Origin of the sequence: Nostoc edaphicum CCNP1411 (assembly GCF_014023275.1) — a bacterium.
Classification (GTDB): domain Bacteria; phylum Cyanobacteriota; class Cyanobacteriia; order Cyanobacteriales; family Nostocaceae; genus Nostoc; species Nostoc edaphicum_A.
This window is the reverse complement of sequence record NZ_CP054698.1, coordinates 5495076-5515411: the sequence shown is the minus strand read 5'-3', so window position 1 is coordinate 5515411 and position 20336 is coordinate 5495076. Positions and strand designations below refer to the sequence as shown.

General features: G+C 42.8%; 17 protein-coding genes. 13 read left to right on the top strand and 4 right to left on the bottom strand.

Annotated elements, in window-relative coordinates; translation table 11 throughout:
- The first annotated feature begins 195 nt into the window (after positions 1 to 195).
- The gene (locus HUN01_RS25960) at positions 196 to 2085 is read left to right on the top strand and encodes a serine/threonine-protein kinase (RefSeq protein ID WP_181928582.1); all 1890 of its coding nucleotides are present in this window, start codon (positions 196 to 198) and stop codon (positions 2083 to 2085) included.
- An 8-nt stretch (positions 2086 to 2093) separates the two neighbouring features.
- Here HUN01_RS25960 and HUN01_RS25955 read toward each other — a convergent pair whose 3' ends face one another.
- Positions 2094 to 2393 (bottom strand): 30S ribosomal protein PSRP-3, encoded by a 300-nt coding sequence (locus HUN01_RS25955; RefSeq protein ID WP_069071048.1) that lies wholly within the window; start codon positions 2391 to 2393, stop codon positions 2094 to 2096.
- Positions 2394 to 2616: 223 nt separating this feature from the next.
- Here HUN01_RS25955 and HUN01_RS25950 point away from each other — a divergent pair, with 223 nt between their 5' ends.
- Both HUN01_RS25950 and HUN01_RS25945 read left to right on the top strand, forming a co-directional pair.
- On the top strand, positions 2617 to 3087 hold the full coding sequence (locus HUN01_RS25950) for a DUF29 domain-containing protein (protein WP_181928581.1): 471 nt from the start codon (positions 2617 to 2619) through the stop codon (positions 3085 to 3087).
- Between the two features lie 314 nt (positions 3088 to 3401).
- Positions 3402 to 4097, top strand: coding sequence for a response regulator transcription factor (locus HUN01_RS25945; protein WP_069070489.1), 696 nt, complete (start codon positions 3402 to 3404; stop codon positions 4095 to 4097).
- Positions 4098 to 4681: 584 nt separating this feature from the next.
- Here HUN01_RS25945 and HUN01_RS25940 read toward each other — a convergent pair.
- Entirely contained in the window at positions 4682 to 4966 is a 285-nt protein-coding gene (locus HUN01_RS25940; protein ID WP_069070488.1) for an Npun_R1517 family heterocyst differentiation transcriptional regulator, read from the bottom strand.
- 868 nt (positions 4967 to 5834) lie between these two features.
- On the opposite strand from HUN01_RS25940, the gene ndhM reads away from it, so the two are divergent.
- The 4 genes from ndhM (at position 5835) to HUN01_RS25920 (ending at position 11803) form a co-directional block, all read left to right on the top strand.
- Complete coding sequence (gene ndhM / locus HUN01_RS25935) at positions 5835 to 6194, top strand: NAD(P)H-quinone oxidoreductase subunit M (RefSeq protein WP_069070487.1); 360 nt, start codon at positions 5835 to 5837, stop codon at positions 6192 to 6194.
- Positions 6195 to 6788: 594 nt separating this feature from the next.
- Positions 6789 to 9065: a protein phosphatase 2C domain-containing protein gene (locus tag HUN01_RS25930; protein WP_181928580.1), complete on the top strand. Its 2277-nt coding sequence runs from the start codon at positions 6789 to 6791 to the stop codon at positions 9063 to 9065.
- A 365-nt stretch (positions 9066 to 9430) separates the two neighbouring features.
- The gene (locus HUN01_RS25925) at positions 9431 to 11008 is read left to right on the top strand and encodes a CHAT domain-containing protein (RefSeq protein WP_181928579.1); all 1578 of its coding nucleotides are present in this window, start codon (positions 9431 to 9433) and stop codon (positions 11006 to 11008) included.
- Between the two features lie 147 nt (positions 11009 to 11155).
- A complete protein-coding gene (locus HUN01_RS25920; RefSeq protein WP_181928578.1) occupies positions 11156 to 11803 on the top strand; it encodes a hypothetical protein in 648 nt (215 codons plus the stop codon).
- A 287-nt stretch (positions 11804 to 12090) separates the two neighbouring features.
- Here the strand turns inward: HUN01_RS25920 and HUN01_RS25915 are convergent, their stop codons facing one another.
- Complete coding sequence (locus tag HUN01_RS25915) at positions 12091 to 13473, bottom strand: PrsW family glutamic-type intramembrane protease (protein WP_181928577.1); 1383 nt, start codon at positions 13471 to 13473, stop codon at positions 12091 to 12093.
- A gap of 607 nt (positions 13474 to 14080) precedes the next feature.
- Positions 14081 to 14683: a DJ-1/PfpI family protein gene (locus tag HUN01_RS25910; protein ID WP_181928576.1), complete on the bottom strand. Its 603-nt coding sequence runs from the start codon at positions 14681 to 14683 to the stop codon at positions 14081 to 14083.
- A gap of 457 nt (positions 14684 to 15140) precedes the next feature.
- On the opposite strand from HUN01_RS25910, the gene HUN01_RS25905 reads away from it, so the two are divergent.
- The 6 genes from HUN01_RS25905 (at position 15141) to HUN01_RS25880 (ending at position 20311) form a co-directional block, all read left to right on the top strand.
- A complete protein-coding gene (locus tag HUN01_RS25905) occupies positions 15141 to 16469 on the top strand; it encodes a PAS domain-containing sensor histidine kinase (RefSeq protein WP_238845640.1) in 1329 nt (442 codons plus the stop codon).
- Between the two features lie 249 nt (positions 16470 to 16718).
- Positions 16719 to 17156, top strand: coding sequence for an RrF2 family transcriptional regulator (locus HUN01_RS25900; protein ID WP_181928574.1), 438 nt, complete (start codon positions 16719 to 16721; stop codon positions 17154 to 17156).
- Between the two features lie 62 nt (positions 17157 to 17218).
- Positions 17219 to 17611, top strand: a complete 393-nt coding sequence (locus HUN01_RS25895; protein WP_181928573.1) for an Alr5209 family pentapeptide repeat protein — start codon at positions 17219 to 17221, stop codon at positions 17609 to 17611.
- A 90-nt stretch (positions 17612 to 17701) separates the two neighbouring features.
- Positions 17702 to 18937, top strand: a complete 1236-nt coding sequence (gene tnpB / locus HUN01_RS25890) for an IS200/IS605 family element RNA-guided endonuclease TnpB (RefSeq protein ID WP_238845638.1) — start codon at positions 17702 to 17704, stop codon at positions 18935 to 18937.
- Positions 18938 to 19040: 103 nt separating this feature from the next.
- Positions 19041 to 19526, top strand: a complete 486-nt coding sequence (locus tag HUN01_RS25885; protein WP_181928572.1) for a DUF2243 domain-containing protein — start codon at positions 19041 to 19043, stop codon at positions 19524 to 19526.
- Positions 19527 to 19702: 176 nt separating this feature from the next.
- Entirely contained in the window at positions 19703 to 20311 is a 609-nt protein-coding gene (locus HUN01_RS25880; protein WP_181928571.1) for a DUF4129 domain-containing protein, read from the top strand.
- Positions 20312 to 20336 lie beyond the last annotated feature (25 nt).

The following is a 20336-nucleotide window of genomic DNA, read 5'->3' as shown; positions in this document are numbered from 1 at the left end:
ATTAGTCAGGGATTTACAATCCCTGGCGGGTGAACAACACCCAATCAGTACGCTATTTTTGGCTTAAGTTGACACCAATGAGCACTGCTAAACCCTTACCCACGTATTTATATCATTATTAAAGTGAAATGGTATTAGTTTGTGTAGCCGCGAATTCTATTCGCTCTGGCTACCTGTAAATCTGGCGGAGAAATTTTGCTTTTACAAGAACGTTATCGTTTACTCAAGCAGATTGGTAAAGGAGGATTCTGTAAAACCTTCCTCGCTGTAGATGAGGGTCAGTTTCCGCCAATTCCTTGCGTCGTTCAAGAATTATCGCTGGAATACGAAACATTTAAAAATTTTCAGCAAAAGGCGCAAAAGCTAGAGGAATTAGGAAAGCATCCCCAAATTCCTGCCTTATTAAATTATTTTCAGCATAACGGGCATTTTTATTTAGTGCAGGAGTTTATTGCAGGCACTAATTTAGCCCAGGTGGTTGAAGAAGAAGGCGCTTTTAATGAAACTCAAATTTGGCAACTGTTAGAAGATGTGTTGCCAGTTTTGCAGTTTATTAGCGATGCCTGCGGCGGGCTACGCCTACGCAACATCATCCACCGCGATATTAAACCCCACAATATCATCCGTAGATCCCCAATTACCAAAAAGGGAAACTTTCTCATAGTCGATTTTACCACTGCGAAAATCGTCACAGAAATTGATCGGCTAACATCCCAAACCAGTATCGGCAGTCCAGAATACGCTGCACCAGAACAAACAAGGGGAAAAGCGGTTTTTGCTAGTGACTTATATAGCTTGGGTGTAACTTGTATTTACTTACTTACCCAGATTTCTCCCTTTGATTTATTTGATATTGCAAATGATTGCTGGGTTTGGCGAGATTATCTTACAAGTACGATAAGTCCTCGCTTGGGGCAAATACTCGACAAGCTGCTGCAAAATGCTCTTAACCGCCGCTTTCAATCGGCTGATGAAGTTATGCAAGCAATGGGTATGGAATATAAGACTCAAAATTTTAAATTACCAAATCCTCCTTGGCGATGTTTGCATACTCTAACAGGTCATTCTGGGACATTGAGTAGTGTGAATGCCCTTGCCATCAGTCCCGACGGTTACACTTTAGCCAGTGCTAGCGATGACAAAAATATCAAATTGTGGGATTTAAATAGCAAAAAAGTCCTAGCTAACTTATCAGGACATTCCCAAGCGGTAAAATCAGTTACCTTCAGTCCAGATGGGAAAATTCTGGCAACTGCTAGCGACGATAAAACGATCAAATTGTGGCAGATTGAAACATTAGAGGAAATCTGCACCTTATTGGGACACTCACATGCTGTAAAATCAGTTGCTTTCAGTCCAGATGGGCAGATTCTCGCTAGTGGTAGTTGGGATAAGACAATCAAACTCTGGGATGTCAATACTGGCAGAGAAATTTGCACCATAACTGGACACCAATTACAGGTAAATTCAGTGGCATTTAGTCACCAAGGGCAGGTTTTAGCCAGTGCTAGTTATGACAGAACAATTCGCTTGTGGCAGATATCTGCATTAGGAAGAGGCAGGGGAGGAGGGAGCCGGGAGCAGGGGGATATGAATAGTGCTGAGTTAAAAGACCACTCACAAAGGACGGAGGACATTCCCCCTTTCTCCCTGCCCCCTGCCCCCTTGCCTCCTGTTGAAAACCGCCCATGCTATAGCTTGTTAAGCACCCTTTCGGGTCATGCATGGGCGGTTTTGACAGTCGCTTTTAGTCCCGATGGGAAAATTTTGGCGACGGGTAGTGATGATAACACTATTAAATTATGGGACGTAAACACAGGTCAGCTAATTTGCACACTTGTAGGCCATTCTTGGTCTGTGGTGGCTGTGGCTTTTACTGCCGATGGCGAAACGCTCCTAAGTGCAAGTTGCGACAAAACAGTTAAACTTTGGAGGGTAAGCACAGCAGAAGAGATTGTTACTCTCTCTGGTCATATAGACTCAGTATCTGCTGTTGCTGTGAACAAAGTTACACAATTAATTGCAAGTGGCAGCCGGGACAAGACTATCAAACTGTGGCAGCTTGTAGAACAGCACAACAGCTAGTTGTAATATCAGGCGCTACCTGTGAAGGCAACTTCTGGAAATTTCAACTGAGCTTCTGCCATTGGACGGTTTCTGCCTTCCTCTTGCCAGTAGTTAATCACTTCTGTTGCTTTGTTAAGCAACTCGACACGATCCACATCAGTAATCCAATGTTTGGATTCTAATTCCTTCTTTAACTCTTCCCAGGCATCATTTCTGGGCCAAAAAAAGTACTTAGTCAAAGGACTGGTGCCTTTGCCGACAATTTGATCGACTGCTAGAGCAACGTTTTCGTCTAACCACAAAATTTTCAAAATAAACTTGGTCAATCACACCTCCGGGAATTTCCGGGCATTACTTAACTAGGATAGCGATCGCTTATTTTAACGCAATACTCTATCAAATGACCAAACAGTGATTGGATTGGGCTAGCATAAGGTGTATTCGGCGCTAACAAAGATCCTTATGACCGAAACAGACTCATGATACAGAGCAAGTAAATTTGTTTATGGGAATTTTTAATTTTTAATTTTTAATTCGGAGCGAAGCAACGTGACTGCCCAACTGCCCCAATCTCAAACAACATCTGGTTCAGGTTTGTATGAGCAAGACTTTTACCTGTGGATTCAAACCACGGCAGAACTGCTCAAGCAAGGTCGGCTCACAGAACTGGATTTGGAGAATTTGATTGAAGAAATTGAAACAATGGGCAGGAGCGAAAAGAAAGCACTTAGAAGCAATTTGGAAGTGGTGCTAATGCACCTATTGAAGTATAAATATCAAGCCGAGAAGCGCTCTGGTAGTTGGCGTGCAACAATTCGAGAGCATCGCAAACGCATCAGACAAGCTCTAGAAGAAAGTCCTAGCCTCAAGCCATATTTTGATGAGGTTTTTGGGCTATGTTATGACGATGCTAGACTCTTGGCTGCCGATGAAACTGAATTGCATTTGGCTACCTTCCCCGAACAATCTCCCTTTACACCAGAGCAAGCCCTCAACCCCGATTTTTTACCTGAGCCATAATCCTGACTTTTCACGGCATTTGGAAAACCTCTCTTCTATTTCTCTCTCCTTTTAGGCTACGGTGTACACACAAATCGAATTACCCCCCTTAATCCCCCCGATGCATTGGCTACGGTGTACACACAAGTCCTAAAAGCTTCTCCCGTCTTGATTATTACTATTATGGTTAACCTGTTACCAGATTGGAAGCCAACCTTCCCTAAGTGCGGCTGCAAAGTATCTGTGAACATGGGTTTCACTTTCAAAACTATACTTTGTACAATGACTGTCAACTTTCGCTAAATTGGAAAAAGGAAAACTCAAGGAAATCTTAAATGTCAGCACAATTGTTACTGGTGGATGATGAACCAGGGATACGGGAAGCCGTGAAAGACTATTTGCAAGAGAGCGGTTTCAGCGTTCAAGTCGCCAGTAACGCCCTTGAAGGTTGGGAATGGATGCAGATGAATACACCTGACTTAGTGATTTCCGATGTGATGATGCCCCAGGTGGATGGCTATCAGTTCTTGAAGCAACTGCGAGAAGATGCCCGCTTCCAAGCACTCCCAGTAGTATTTTTAACTGCTAAAGGTATGACAGGCGATCGCATTCAAGGATATCACGCTGGTGTTGATGCCTATCTTCCCAAACCCTTTGATCCAGATGAGTTAGTCGCCATAGTCGAAAATTTGCTAGCCCGCCGCGCTGCTAAGACTGCAAGTACAGGAGATGACTCTGAAACCCCCGATCTTGCTGAACTAGCCAATCAGATTGCCCAAATTAAGGCATTGTTAACCCAAAGAAATGCCATTTCCCAATCGCCAGCCCCTTTCAAAATTGATTTGACTCCCAGAGAACAAAGTGTTTTGAACTTGGTCGCTGAAGGGTTGATGAACAAAGAAATTGCCCGTCGCTTAGAAACCAGCGTCCGCAATGTGGAAAAATACGTCAGCCGTTTATTTAGTAAAACCGGCACCAATAGCCGTACAGAGTTGGTTCGTTTTGCTCTAGAACACGGCTTGGCTAAATAGGTATTGGGAATTGGGCAATTCAATTTTAGATTTTGGATTTTGGATTTTGGATTATTCAATCTAAAATCCAAAATCTAAAATCTAAAATTCTTGCTACCTTATCTCCCTCTACCCCTGGGTAATTGGTAATAGGTAACTGGCTGCTAAACCATAACCTATTACCAGTAAGATATAAAACATAAGTATTTCAGCAAACTAGGCACTTAGCTCAAGCAAAAAGCTAAAAGAAAGGTTATTTATTTTTACTTTGGTCTTTTAGGTTTTCATTTGATTCGCGCCTGTTGTCCAATTCCCCATCTGTAAAGACACAGGGTTTTATTCTTCCTGCAATGTTTTTATAAAAACTCGGTAAAATGCACCCGGCTGAATTTGCTCTCAGATTCTACCAGTACCCTTTGCTACAAAGTTTTTAATAGCGGAAACTGTTCCTGGGACTTTGTGCTGCTAAATAAGACCTTCAAAAAGTAGAAACCACAATATTTTATGAATCCTACTTGCTGTTTAGTTTTTATGGCAACGGGGGTATGGGATCAACATTTGATTTGATGCCCAATTCACGTTTTTTCATTACTTAAATTACACCTTTAAGTTTGGGGATTTTCAGCAGCATTACGCAAGCGCATAAGCTGGCGTCGCATTTGAGGTGAGGCTTTAAACTCAGACACCTCCTGCGCTTTAACAGACGCTTGCAGCGTCTCCAGAAAGTCGTCAGAACCTTCGGTTAAAGCATCAAGTAGCACTTGTAATAGTTGCTCGCGATCGCTCAATAAACTCTTTTCCTCAATCAACCTGAATTTGAGATGGATTTCGCACTCATAAACACCTACTTCGAGATTATTTATCTGGCGTGGTAATGCTTTGGAGTTCATAGCTATTGAGATTCCTTTACTTGGTTGTCATGAGGGTAAGGAGGTAGATGTCCAGCAAAATTCTTTATATCTCTTTTGAATCCAAAGTGCTTGAATTAAGAATTTTTCTTCATCAATCACCTTTGTATTCCATTTCACTCTCCTGTGTTGTATTTTCAAGCTAGATTTTCACTGTCTAAATTTTGACGTTTCTGTGCCAGATGTAGCTTATGGTAAGCCATAACTATTATTCAGTTTTTAAGATTCTACACAATAAAGTTTCTGTAAGAAGTTGTTGAACCTTTTTAAAGGTTTTTACATCAACTTTATGTTAACGTCAACAACAGTTTGACTTGTTACTTTAATTTTGGTGTTTATACGTAAGTAAAACCGCTTAATTTTTTGGAGTTTATTAAAGCCAGTAGTCGATGTAGCCCTATTCAGTAAAATTACTTGATGTACGTTTTTTGCAATAGAAAATTCAGGATAAATTGATGAGCATAATTATTGATTTAAAAACTTTTGTTCTCCATAAAAAAATGTACACAGATCAAATTATTCCTGCCAAGTGCTTTCCCCTACTGTCTTTTGGGCTTGATGAGTAAAAAAAAATTTAGCAGGAGCTAAGATGATTACACCAAATAAAAATACTCAACCCAGTAATTTTTACAGAAAAATAATTGGACTACTGTCAGTACTGGCATTTAACTTTGTCTTCAAGTCATAACAGAAGTAGCACGCTAATCAGTACAGGTGATATTTTTACTTATGCCTATTCAATATACCCTTTTGAAATTGTGTTCAAAGCTTGTAAATTGAGAGCATTCAAGCGCTGAATATAGCGTCTACAATAATTTCAGTGTAATTCACCCAAATCTTACACCCTTTTATGGATAACCCGATGCTGCTCAAGTCCACAACCCGGCATGTCCGCATTTTTGCAGGCGAGATTGACCGGGATGGCGAACTGGTTCCCAGTCAACAAGTCTTAACGTTAGATATTGACCCAGATAACGAATTTAACTGGAATGAAGATGCGCTGCAAAAAGTTTATCGAAAATTTGATGAACTAGTAGAAGCATCTAGTGGCGCAGACCTCACCGACTATAACTTGCGCCGCGTAGGGTCAGACTTAGAGCATTATCTGCGATCGCTCCTGCAAATCGGCGAGATCAGCTACAATCTTTCTGCCCGTGTCACCAACTACAGCATGGGAGTCCCCCAAGTTGCCATTGACGACAAACAATAAGCGAATGAGTTGGTAGCAGGCTGGCTGAACCTTTTTAACAATTCAGTTCATTTGCAAAAGTCCACCAAAAACCTAACCCCCTAACCCTCTTCCCGACGGGGAAAGGGGGAAAATCCCAAGTCTCTCTCCTACTAGGGGAGAGATTTAGAGAATTTAGAGAGAGATTTTCTTGATTTGTCAGGTACTTTTGCCCAAATTATATTTGCTATTCTTAATTCTTAATTCTTAATTAAAGTTAATTGTTGCTATCCTACTTATAAACTAAATAAATACCAACATTATCTGCTTCTTGATGATGGGGTAATTCAGTAAAAGCAAATAGCACAGTTATGCTTGGGTTATGCTTTGGGAACAGGGTTGGAGTTAGTTGCTTTGGCGATGAAGAGTCACAGGGCAATAAAGGCTATGATGAGGCTGTAGGGTTGAGTTGGGAGCGTATTCTTTGGATAAGTAAGTATTAGCACCTGCTGATATCCGCCAGCTAAAATCATCATCTAAAGTCTGGGTATGTCAAGTTTAAGAAAGATGAGCGGTCTAGATTGTCCCTACTAATGTTATTAAAGAAATTGCCAATCGCTGATCGGTGCGAAAACTATGGAAAATGACGCGGCAACGCTCTACTGTCCAAACGAAAATTGTCAGGCTGCCAACCCTTTGACTCATAAGTTTTGCCAGCGATGTTCCACGCCCCTACCCAAAAATTACCTCTGGGCTGTGGTAGATGGCCCAAGTGTGGGTAGCCCTGGAGAAATATTAGCCGATCGCTATTTAGTCGTTGATAAATTTCTTCTTTTAGATACAAAGCCTGGTTTATTATCGCTAACGCCTGAGTTAGATAATTTACAGCCTCTAAGAGCTTACCTGAGACTCATCCCCTACCGTTTACACGTACCACAAGTATATGGAGTGCTTTTTCTAACTAGTGGGTCGTCCCATCGAGAAATATTACTCCTAGAAAAACCGCCACTATTAGTAGATGACACTCTCCAACAAGTGCATTTGGGCAGCGAGTTAACCACCGCTTGGCATGATGCTACATCGATGCGCCAACTGAATTGGTTATGGCAAATAGCTCATCTGTGGCAACCTCTTGCGAGTGAAGGTGTCGTCTCTAGCTTACTTGACTCATCTGTATTACGGGTAGAAGGATCATTAGTACGTTTGTTGGATTTGCGTTTCGATACCGAAGTATCACCAGAATTGCCCCAATTAGGTGAATTTTGGCAGCAGTTAGTCAAGAATGCCAAACCAGCCATAACTGAATTTGTCGAACGCATTAGCCTTTCCTTAATTCAGGGAGAGATCAACTCAACCGATCAATTAATCGGAGTTTTAGATCGGGGATTGGCACAATTAGGGCGATCGCAAACACCCACGATCAAAATTATCACCAAAACCGACACTGGCCCAAGTCGCCAACGCAACGAAGATGCCTGTAGCCCTCTGAGTGGGACTCTGGTGAGCAAACCACCCCAGCCAACAGCTTTAGCAATTGTCTGTGATGGCATCGGTGGCCACGAGGGTGGCAATGTCGCCTCAAATTTAGCCATTGAAACGATCCAGCAGCAGGTACAGCAACTCACAAAAGTTCCCTACGATCACATAGACCCCTCACTGCTGCTGAATGACCTAGACAAGGCAGTGGCAATGGCCAATGACAAAATTAGTCAGCGCAATGACGTTGAAAATCGCCAAGGGCGTCAACGCATGGGCACGACTTTAGTCATGGCATTACCTGTTGCTCACGAAATGTACATCACCCACGTTGGTGATAGTCGTGCTTACTGGATTACACGGCACGGCTGTTATCAAGTTACCCTCGACGATGATGTTGCCTCCCGCGAAGTGCGGCTAGGTTATGCCATCTACCGCGAAGCCATACAACAAAATTCTGCTGGCTCTCTTGTCCAAGCTTTGGGCATGGGGCCGAGTACTGCATTGCATCCCACATCGGCACGGTTTATGCTCGATGAAGATGCTATTTTTCTACTCACATCCGATGGTTTGAGTGATTTTGATCGGGTGGAGGAGTACTGGGAAACAGAAATCTTGCCGATTCTAGTTGGGGAAGCAAATATAGTAACTGTTGCGGATAGATTAGTCGAAATCGCTAATACGAAAAATGGACACGATAATGTCACCATCGCTTTAGTCCACTATCAAGTTCAATACTGGGAACCAGAAATTACCATCCAAGCAGTGATACCAGAGAGTTATTCTGCCAAAACTGTTGATTTTGCTTCCAGAAAGCCTGACGCAACACTTTTAGGTGGCCCAAACCACAAAACTCAGGTCATTCCCGATACTGAGCCTGCCAAAACGCGCAGTTTACCGCTACAGTGGATAGTTCCGTTAATATTTGTGTTAGCAGCAGGCGCTCTAGGATTATTCGTCAAGCAATTGCGATCGCCATCAGGAGCCTCTCCAGTTTTTTCCAATCCATTACAAACTCAAAACCCTGTCATCGAAGCGACACCCGAAACGCGATCGCTTGCGAAACTTTCTCCTGGTTGGGTAATTAAAACCAACAATGACATCTCTTTGGGAAACAACCAATCACTTCCTCGCGGGACTTTTTTAGAAGTTATTCAGAGAAAATCAAATCCCCAAAGTACTCCTGGGAATTTTTCAGTGTTTATGAAAGTCTGTGCCAATAAAAGCACACAAGCTCCAGCTAATACTAATAACCCAGCACCAACTTCCTCAGTTCCAGCAAATTCAAAACCTTTGCCAGCAACAGTATTACTAGACTCCTCCCAACTGAACCGTTTTGGCGTCTCTGTTTTACAATCAGACGCACCAAGTCCATGTAAAACCGTCACACAACCACCAGATCCAGCGACTCAATCACCTAACAACAGTCCAACTTAATCAAATACTCGATAAACTGGTAAAAACCTGAAATAATAACAGGTAACAATCAGAGTAAAAACTTACAAGGTCAAAAAAGTAGAAAATTTTTACCTTGGAGAATTGTTATCAAAACAGAATTCAGGAGTCAGGAGTCAGAATTCAGAATGAATTATGTACGACTGGTGGATAGTGCAGCGTTAGCGAGTCATCGAGCGTCACGAGCATCTGAAATAACCGAGTTTAAGACCCCACCATATTTCTAATTTGGTGCAAAACAACTAATTCCGGGTTTAAATCCCCCACTCATTTATTCTGAATTCTGAATTCTGGCTTCTGAATTCTTCTATTGAAATTATTTTTGTAGCTTTTAATTTAATGAATCCATGCCATCCCTGAATTTGGCGATCGCCCGTCTCCTAAATACTGGCACTGACAACTTCGCCATTTGGGTGGTCAAGGCTCCCTATCCCAGTGGCTACGTTTTACGTGACTGTGTATGGCCTGTTGAACTCACCCAAGTTTGGCAAGAATGGCAGCAGATGTTTGCTGGTCACGATCGCCTAGATATCTCCCCCAACCCAACATCTCAAAAAGCCAACCCATTCCCCATAGATTGGATTTCCCCCCCTTCAGGTCAGACTACTGGCCCCTACAGCAGTCGTCTGATGCAATACTTGGGAATGAATTTATGGCGCTGGGTATTCGACGGGCAAATTCTTGGGAGTCTAGAACGCAGTCGTGGTATTGCTATGGGTCAGCATACACGTTTGCGCTTTCGACTAGAAATTCGCGACCCGGATCTCATTGCTTTCCCTTGGGAAATTATGCAACGTGAGCCGGGTCAATCGGCTATGTCTCTTTCCCAAGATTTGCTATTTAGTCGCACCAGCAGTGAAGTTGACGCCTTACCGTATTTGCGAACTGACCAAGCTTTAAGTATCCTGCTGGTTTTAGGTCATGATAACAAGAAGCTGCAACTGGAACAAGAAGCTGCTATATTACAGCAAATTCTTGTAGATACGCCTGGTAATTCCCAAAGATATGCACCTTGTGTAGTGAATCAACTCATCCAACCAACTCCACAACAGTTGATTGATCAATTAGAAACCAAAGCATACAATGTTTTCTTTTACGCTGGACATGGTTTGCCAGACCCAGATGGTGGGTTACTGTTTTTGCGACAAGACATGCCCCTCAATGGAATAGAATTGGCGCAAGTATTGACCCGTACAGGTGTGAAACTAGCTGTTTTCAACGCCTGTTGGGGCGCACAACCAGCTGCAATCAATCATCAAGCTATCCCTGCCAGCAGTTTAGCAGAAGTACTGATTCGTCATGGAGTGCCTGCGGTTTTGGGGATGCGCGATGAAATCGCTGACCACGAAAGCCACAGTTTTATTCAAGCCTTTACCGAAGCTTTGCGATCGCACAAGCCAATTGATGAAGCCGTAGCACAGGCTAGGCAAGAGTTGTTAACACTGTATAAATTTAATCAACCTGCTTGGACTTTGCCTGTTCTCTACCTGCATCCAGATTTTAATGGCGAACTGATTAAGAATCTGGATGAAGGTATTACCGAACTACCAGATACAGCCATTCCTGATGTAGGTTCCCCGCTTCCAACTGCAAGTTTACGATCGCTCACCCCAAAAGGTAAAACCTGGTTACTGCGTAATGGAGTCACCCGCATCGGCCGCACAAAAGACAATGATATTGTCATCCCCGAACCATCTGTATCCAAACGCCACGCCGAAATCTTTTGCCGCAATACTCTTACTGATGCTACATTGGTGCGAACTTATTACTTGCAAGATTTTTCCACTTACGGAACAACCTGGTTTTTAGGGCCTAATGGCTGGCAACAAATCCTCCGAGAGGAAGTCCCATTGAAATCGGGAATGCAGGTAAAGTTTGGAAGTGCTAGAGGTGAAACCTGGGAGTTTGTAATTCAAGACTCCTAGCAGAGCTATTGCATAAATGGATTTTAATGTTAATCATCAGCTTTTAAAATCTGCTTTTTTTAGAGAAAAAATCAACAGTTTTTGCGGAAATCTCCTCTGAGAAATTGTAGCTGTCAATACCACCAAATAATCGTGAGATCAGAAAAAATGGCTAATAAAATTAACGGCTCAGACACTTTCTCTTCTTTGCCATCTCAAGTAGATTTAGAGTTATTAGAAGCCTTACTCGAACCAGAAGATGCTAACTATCCTTGGAATCCAGGTGATGAAGAATCAGAAGCTTATTTTCAGGAACTAGAACAACAGTTCGAGATTGAAGATTTGCAGGGCGTTGAACTGACGAAGCGATCGCAAGATTTTTACAACCATTTAGATACACTTTGGTCTGGTATTAATTCTACGACAGACGACAATGACAACCTACAACAGGCAGTAGTACTGAATCTTCAAGAAACATTACGTACTACATTTTCCGCCTGTGTCCCCCAAGCATTGCTCAATACCATCGCCACTAAAGCTGCTGAAATATTTGCTGCTCGCCAATTAATGAGTGAGCAACTAGTTGAGTGCGTTCAGACAGTACTACCAACTTGGGGAACAGAGGATCTTTTAGTTTTGGCTCGTCCTTTTGCTTACGCTATGCGAAGTAGTGAATCACACAATACTGCATCTGCACTCAGTAATCTTAACAATAGCGAATGGGCAGCTTTATCGGAAGTAGAGAAAGCCAAGGTTAGTTTAGCGATCGCTTCTTACGCTTTTACTCAACTCAATAATTCTCAGTCTGAACTATGAATGGGCAATGGGAAAATATTTTATCATCCGTTGTGTTCGCATAACCCAGGCTTTGCGTTCACTCTGTTTAGACGCGTCTCTTGCAAATATGTTGGTTTGCACGATGGAGAGGGGGAAAGAAAGAGTCGCAAGTCAAGATTTTTGCAGCAGTTCTAATGATTTTTATTTTCGTAGGTATAATTACTCCATTATAAAGTTAACAGTACGCTAATTTTCAAACTACGCCATCTATCCCAAGAGGTAAATATTCAAGCATTGGGCATTGGTTATTCCCCTTGTCCCCCTCTCTATTTTGGGCCCAGAAATCGGGTAGCAAAATTTTGCGATCGCGTCGGTGACAGCGCCCGTGCCTTGAGAATTGCTGCCATCAAAAAGGCATAAGATAACACCCCAACAACTACCAACAGCAAAGCATTGATTGATCCTGTAGCATTCCAGAGAGCGTGGAGCGCAGAGGCACTAAGATAACCAATAGAAAGTATTTGCCAACTTCTACTGGGTTTAAGAACAGCCAACCCGATAAAATAACCCAGATAGCCACTATAAGCCATGTGTCCAGCTACAGAGCCTAAAATTCGCGGAATTAGCAGTTGTAAACCCGCGAGTTGACCGGCAGCGCCTATACCCACCTGTGCAGTGACATTCTGAGTAATATCTGGCACATACTGTCCGAGGGTTTCCAAGAGAGTAAAGCCTACAGCAGAAGCAGTTCCCAAGAGAATACCATCTAGAGGTTCCAAGACCCCAATCCGTTCTCGCCAAGGTGAAGGTAATCCACTGCCGATAAAATATGCACCAATGACAGGTAATGCCTTGAGTAATTCTTCCATCAACCCAGCGCCAAAAAACATCCGTACCAACAACTCTGTGAAAGTAATAGATTCTTGGGGTGAGGGCAAGTTTCCAGGAAGAATGCCGCGAAACACGAAGATAAATAGATCCAACACCGGACTTATTAAAATCAGTGTCGTACTTAATGCCGCAGCCATTAGCACCCACCAAGGCTTCTGTTTGCCGCAAAGTTGGTAAACAAAATAGTAGGCAGCGAAGGCGATGTAAGTTGCGACGATCACTTGATTATCTTGGGGGCGACCGACTGTAGCAAACATCAGCACCACAAAGATTACGGTCAGTATTCCCGGTACAAGATAAGCCTTACTAGTTAAATCTTTACCAGTGGAAATAATTGGAAAAAGTTGGGTGAAGCTAACAGAATCTGGCTGCTTTAATTGTGTGTGACCGTGGTAGTTTGTCGCCGAAGGCAGTGGTGTAACTTGGTTCACTGTCGTCGCCGGGGTGAGTAAGGTATACTCGTACTCAAAAACGTATTGCGGTCCATCAGCACCTAGAGAAATGCGATCGCCTGGGTGCAATTCTTGACATTCATACAAGCGCTGTCCATTCAAATAAGTGCCATTAGCACTATTCAAGTCACAAAGCACCCAGCTAAATTTGCTATCTGGGGATAGAGAGAGGGGACGAACCACTGCATGACGACGAGATACCATTCGGTACATCATGGCATCCAAGACAACTTGGCAGCTGGGGTCGCGTCCAATTACCATTTCTTTACTGGGGGGCAGGGAGTAGCGAGATTCTGATCCAGAAGCTGCCCCATTACCAGACACTAGCCGCAGAAATGCATTATGTCTTGCGTTTTTGCCTGTCATCGATAAGAAGTGCGTTTCTAAACTAATTCTTCACATAATTTGGCAGCAGGACTAACCTTAGCCACATTAACAGCAGCATTGCTAAATCCACTATAGCTTCACTTACTGCTAAGAAATTTAAAATTCTAGAAGCAAAATTTCAAATTGTTTCACCTAATGTAAATAAGTATTCCATTTACTGAGAGTTTGTCCTAAACGTGGCTTGTCAGGTGGATAAATCAGATTGTATCGGTGCTTTACTTTTGACATCCTAGCTGCAAATTCCACCCACGGCAATTTATTAAAAAATAGTAGTTTTTACTGCATTAAGTTCCATTCCAAAAATATATAATTTTCAGTCGTCTGTTGTGAACAAGTAAGGTCTTCTCCCTACACGAACAGCGTCTCGTAGAGAAGGGGAGACACTTTAGGGCGTAGCGCAGCGTAATGCCACTGATAATTTACACAACTCAGTGCTGAGTGCTGAGTGCTGAGTGCTGAGTAAATTTAAGAAGTACTCAGTACTTCGCACAGGGCGTAAAAGCCCCGCAAGAGTGTGGGCGGTCTTTCAACTCAGCACGGGCTAAACGCCCCGCTACCACTAACAGCACTTGGAACTCAGGACTCTTCATACAACTGTAGTCAGTTCTGGGTGTTCAATCTTAGTTCCAAGTACTTTGAGGAATTCTGCCAGCCAACGGGGGTGAGCAGGCCAAGCTGGTGCTGTTACCAAGTTCCCGTCCACTATTGCCTCATCAACAGGGATATCAACATAAATTCCTCCAGCACTCTTAACATCTGGACTACAAGCAGGATAACCAGTACATTTCTTACCTTGCAATACATCAGCAGCTGCCAATAACTGCAAGCCGTGGCAGATGGCAGCAATCGGTTTATTTGTTTGGGCAAAGTGACGGGTGATTTCTAGCACCTGCTGATTTAGGCGGATATATTCTGGTGCCCGTCCTCCGGGAATGACTAAGGCATCATAGGTTACGGCTTCGACTTCTGCAAAGGTAGCATTCAAAGTGAAATTGTGACCAGGTTTTTCGCTGTAAGTCTGGTCTCCTTCAAAGTCGTGAATTGCTGTCCGCACCTTGTCGCCAGCTTTTTTGTCTGGGCAAACTGCATGGACAGTGTGTCCCACCATTTGCAATGCCTGAAAAGGAACCATCACTTCATAGTCTTCTACATAGTCGCCAATCAGCATCAAAAGTTTTTTTGCAGCCATATTTTTGTTACCCTCACCTATTAGTCAATAGTCAATAGTATAAAGTCAATAGTTAATAGTTGTTTCTCACCGTTATACATAACGAGAGTGCTATTGCTCAGGCTCATTCATGCTTTGGATGGAGAGCTTTTGCTAGCAATGCTTCAAAGAACATCTTATTATATCGGGCAAGGCAAGAGACGCGATAAATCGCCGTCTTTACAATAATCAGTCCTTTGTAGAGACGGCGATTTATCGCGTCTTTGCGATTAGCGGCGTGTCATCAAAAAGCCTTATCCGAACCGGATTGTATCCCCTTCCTGTGTCTTTGCGTGAGCCTTAACTATAAGTGTTCATAAGAACTTGACATAACTGCTAAACTCCAAAAGCTAAGATCCTCTAAGTAGGGAATCTAAAAGAAAACCCAACTTTAGATATCCAAATTAGGAGCAAGAGCGTGAATTTGGACGATTTGGCCTTGCAAATACACAATATGCGGCAACGCGTTGCCCTTTTGCAACGCCAGAGTGAACAGCAAAAAGCACAGGAAGATATTGAACTCGTCACCGCAGTATTCAGAGAAGTTCACCTAGCTTTGGAAGAACTGCAATTAGTTAATGAAGACCTAAAGCAGCAGAATGAAGAATTATCCAACGCTCAACAGGCTTTGGTAGCCCAGCGTCAACGCTACCAAGAACTATTTGAGGAAGTACCAGACGCTTATTTTGTCACTGATATAAAAGGGGTAATTCAGGAAGCTAACTCAGCCGCTACCACTCTGCTCAACATTTCCAAAAGTTTCCTGTTGGGTAGACTCCTAGAGATTTTTGTGCTTGAGAAAGAAATAATTACTTTTCATTTAAAACTGAATCATCTGCGCGATCGCACTGAAACCCCAGAATGGAAAATACAAGAGTGGGAGGTAAACCTGCGACCGCGTGACAAAACACCCATTATTGCTGCGGTTAAGGTGGTTGCTATCCGTAATCAACAAGGTAAGTTAGTTGGTCTGCGCTGGCTAGTGCGGGACATTAGCGAAAGCAAGCGAACCCAAGCCAAGCTGCAATGGGCAGAAGATGCGATGCGACAAGCACTTGCCAAAGAAAGGCAGTTTAGTGAACTTAAATCCCGCTTACTCACCACTACATCCCATGAGTTTCGCAACCCTTTGGCTACCATCCACTCTTCTGCGGAATTGCTAGAACATTATCGCCATCTCTGGAGCGACGAGCGACAAAATATCCACCTGCGTCGCATTCAAACATCGGTTATGCATATAACCCAGTTGTTGGATGATGTATTGGTGCTGAATCAGGATGAAACAGGCAAGTTAGAGTTTAATCCCACACCTCTGAATTTGGTGGAATTTTGTCGTGATCTCTTAGAAGAATTACAACAGAGCGATCGCTCACAACATGCGATCGCTTTTAGCAGTGAATACCAATGTACACTAGCTAACTTAGACGCTAAACTACTGCGGCAAATCTTGAGTAATTTATTCTCGAATTGTCTAAAATACTCTCCCATTGGTAGCATAGTTAAGTTTTCTGTCACCACTGTCAACGATCAAGCTATATTCCAGACTCAAGACTCTGGTATTGGCATTCCTGCTTCTGACATTGAACATATATTTGAACCCTTCCATCGCGCTAGTAATGTAGGTAATATCCCAGGAATGGGATTAGGGATGTCCATCGTCAAGCAGGCTGTAGATTTGCATGGCGGCGAGATTATTGTCGAAAGTGCGATCGGCGTGGGAACTGCCTTTACGGTCATTCTGCCATTTTCGATAAATTTGCATCTATAGCGGCATTGGGTTGAAGGCTAGACACACTAGGCGTTGAAGCCACTTTCTATTTAGGAAGACTGTACAATAAGCAATCACTTTTATTTATGGAATTAACAAATAAAAATAATTGCTGCTATGCTTAAAGGTCTTTAAAGTAGAGTTAGCCGGTCAACAATAGGTTGATTGTAAAGTTTTCTTTAGCAGTAGCTTCAGGAAACAGAATCAAAGACTTTGTATCTTTAGGTGTGAGTTAAAAATATTACGCCTGTGGTGATATCTAATAAATCAGAATACGCGCTTCTCGCCCTGTTAGAGTTGGCAACCTGCTACCCTAAAGGTGAAGCCCTGCAAATTCGAGAAATAGCGGCGTTGCAAGACATCCCGAACCGCTATTTGGAACAACTCCTGGCAACATTAAGACGTGGAGGTTTAATTAAGAGTATACGCGGAGCCAAAGGTGGCTATGTTCTGGCGCGAGATCCCCAGAAGATTACAGTATTCGATGCTTTTAGCTGCATGGAAGGGTCAGATATTGTTGTCTCTGATTGTGAGCCGACTCCCAACACGGTAGAAGGTGAACTAATTCAGGAAGTCTGGCAGGAAGCACGTCAGGCCGCTAACTCCGTTTTAGAAAAATATACACTCCAAGACCTTTGCGAACGAAGATCAATGCGACAGCAAAAGGAACTAATGTATTACATTTAAAAAGGATGGAGTGGGAAAATTTTTATCCTTAGTTATAACGACATAACCTGTGAAGCTGTTATATGCCTGAAGTCAATTCTCAACAGCCTATAAATAGTGCCGCTATTCTTGTGGAAAGTTATGCAGCAGGAAAACGGGACTTTAGTAAAGCAGAACTAGGTAATGCTGATTTGCAAGGCATTAACTTGAAAGGATCTGACCTCAGTTATGCTGACTTGAGTGAAGCTAATCTGAGTGGCGCTAATCTCAGAGGAACTGACTTGAGCTTCGCGGATCTTAGTCAAGCTAATCTGAAGGATGCCGATCTAAGGGGAGCATTGTTGATGTCAGCGAATCTCCGCCAAGCTGATCTCAAAGGAGCGAACCTGGAAAAAGCAGACTACGATCGCAGCACCAATTTTCCCCAAGATTTAGACCCAGTTAAAGTGGGTATGCAGATTAAATCTGAAAATTGATGTCTCCAAGCCGCACACTCGTGACTTCCAGTCATGAGTTAGGCGGTCTATATTAGTTAAAATTGAATGATATTCAGCAAATTCAAGAAATTGTCATCCATCCAAAAAGCATTTAAAGTTACTCTCATACCCACGCATAATCAAGAAGTCTTAATCAACAAGACAATTGGTTGTGCCAGATATGTGTATAACCGCTTTTTGGCACTAAGACAGGAGTTATATGCCACGGAGCAGAAGACTTTAAACTATAATACTTGCAGCCAGCAACTAACTCTACTCAAAAAGGAGATTGAGTGGTTGAATGTTGTAGATAAATTTGCTCTGCAAAACTCACTCAAGAATTTAGAGACAGCATACAAAAACTTTTTTGCTGGCTTGAAGAAGTCTAAAAATAAAAAAGGTGTCGGCTTCCCCAAGTTCAAAAAGAAGCATGGTTGTAAGCAGTCTTACAAAACCAACCTTACCAACGGTAATATTCAGGTAATAGATAATCGTTTAAAGCTTCCAAAGTGTGGATGGGTAAAGTTTCATAAGTCGCAAGACATTACGGGGAAGCTTATCAACGTTACTATAACTCGCACTTCTTCTGGTAAATATATTGCCAGTATTTTGTGTGAAACCGAGATAGAGAAATATCCCCAAGTAACACAGAATATCGGGTTGGATTTGGGAATAAAGTCCTATCTCGTTACTAGCGATGGTGAAGTTGTAGATAACCCAAAATATTACAGAATTCAAAAAAGGAAGTTACGCTCATACCATAAGAAACTATCTCGCACTGTAAAAGGCAGTAGTAATAGAGTCAAAGCGAAAATCAAGCTGGCTCGTACATACTCACGAATTACCAATCTCAGAGATGACTTTCTGCACAAACTATCAACTCGTCTAATCAAATATTACAGTATTATCTGCATTGAGGATTTACGAGTTGCCAATATGGTGAAGAACCACAAGTTAGCACTGAGTATTTCAGACGCTAGTTGGTCGAAGTTCATTACCATGCTCGAATATAAAGCTTTATGGCATGACAGAATTGTGCAGAAAGTTGGAATGTTTTATCCCTCCTCTCAAACTTGCAACTGTTGTGGTTTTATTAATCCACTAGTCAATAATTTAAACTTGCGTGAATGGTCTTGCCCTAGTTGCAATAGCTATAATTTGAGGGATAAAAACGCAGCACTGAATATATTAAGCGAAGGTTTGAGATTATTAACCGCCGTCGGTACGCCGGAGGTTATAAAAAGCGCCTGTGGAGAACTCGTCAGTCCTGGAGCAATTCAGGCAGAGATTGTTGAAGCAGGAATCACGCGACTTCAAGTCGTGTGAGGTTCAATAAATAAAGTTCACTGCTCCTACTTGCCTCAAGATAGAAGATATTTCTCTCAAAAGAGTTGTATTTTGGTAAAAAAGCCTATCTATGAGGTTGACAATGGAGGCAAAAAGTGAAAACCTCAACCGACGCGCACCACTAATTACTGCTGGAATTTTTCTTGGTGTAGGTATTGGAGGGTTTATTGACGGAATTTTACTACATCAGATCCTCCAGTGGCATCACATGCTTAGTCACATTCGACCTCTGACTAACATGGCGAATATAGACTTGAACATGGTATGGGATGGGTTATTTCATACCTTTAATTGGGTATTCACCGTGGTAGGAGTTGTGTTGCTATGGCGTGCAGGAGGGCGTGATGATGTTCCTTGGTCATCACAGACCTTTATTGGGTCAATACTTATTGGTACTGGGTTGTTCGATTTGGTTGAAGGTTTAATTGACCACCAAATCCTCGGTATCCATCATGTGAAATCAGGGCCAAATGAGTTAGCTTGGGATCTGGGATTTCTTGCATTAGGTGCGTTACTTGTTGTTATTGGCTGGATAATGATAAAAAAGTCAAGGGTCATTAGTCATTAGTCATTAGTCATTGGGCATTGGGCATTGGGCATGGGGCATTGAAAAGAGGCAGAGGGGCAGGGTGCGGGGGGCGGAGGGGAAAATTCTACTCCCTACTTCCCCCGCTTCCCCTACTTCCCCTGCCTCCCCTGCCTCCCCTACTTCCCCTGCCTCCCCACTTCCTACTACTCCCCTCTATGCCTACAGATACTTTTGAAAAAACTAGCTGGAGTTGGCAGTTGTCTCAATTCCAACAACAAGCGGGTGAATGGTGGGAATACCAGTTTTACCGCTTTGGACAGGCTTTGCCAGAATTACCTACTGGATGGTCGATTAGCCCTTGGCTTGGTGAGTTGCTGAAATTCCTGTTTTGGTTGGTACTAGGCTTATTTGTAGCTTGGGTGGGCTGGCGATTATGGCGAGAATTCAGTCCTTATGTATATTCGTGGCTGAATAGAACTGGCAATCTCACTGATTTTCGCGTAAAAACCCGCTCTAATGAGTCATCGATAGCCCTTTTGTTGGAGCGATCGCAACAATTTTACCGTCAAGGTAACTACCGTGAGGCTTGCCGTTGTGTCTATTTAGCGATGTTGCAGCAGTTAGATCAAAATGCGATCGCACCCCAGAAACTCAGTCGCACAGATGGAGAATATCTGCAATTGCTGCGATCGTCTGTGACTCCCATACAGCCTTATGAAACTTTAATTACTACTCACGAGCAATTATGTTTTGGTAATGCCGAGATTTTGCCAGACAATTATGAGCAGTGTCGGCAAGCTTATCGGGAAATTTCCCCAGAATAAAGAAGAGACGTTGCATTGCAACGTC